The organism is Nesterenkonia sp. K-15-9-6, from assembly GCF_052656005.1.
Genome location: NZ_JBQYEY010000024.1, coordinates 50,565 through 50,941, shown reverse-complemented (window position 1 = coordinate 50,941; position 377 = coordinate 50,565). Strand labels below are relative to the sequence as shown.

Here is a 377-nt window from a genome sequence, read left to right as displayed (position 1 = left end):
GACGATGACTCTGACGAGGACGATGACTCTGACGAGGACGATGACTCTGACGAGGACGATGACTCTGACGAGGACGATGACTCTGACGAGGACGATGACTCTGACGAGGACGATGACTCTGACGAGGACGATGACTCTGACGAGGACGATGACTCTGACGAGGACGATGACTCTGACGAGGACGATGACTCTGACGAGGACGAGGACTCTGACGAGGACGAGGACTCTGACGAGGACGAGGACTCTGACGAGGACGATGACTCTGACGAGGACGAGGACTCTGACGAGGACGATGACTCTGACGAGGACGATGACTCCGACGAGGACGATGACTCCGACGAGGACGATGACTCCGACGAGGACGATGACTCCGACGA

At 57.6% G+C, this 377-nt stretch carries 1 protein-coding gene; it reads left to right on the top strand.

Annotated elements, in window-relative coordinates; genetic code table 11:
• Positions 1-377 (top strand): hypothetical protein (locus SD455_RS13540; RefSeq protein WP_445508430.1); only part of this gene is annotated, 377 nt, incomplete at both ends.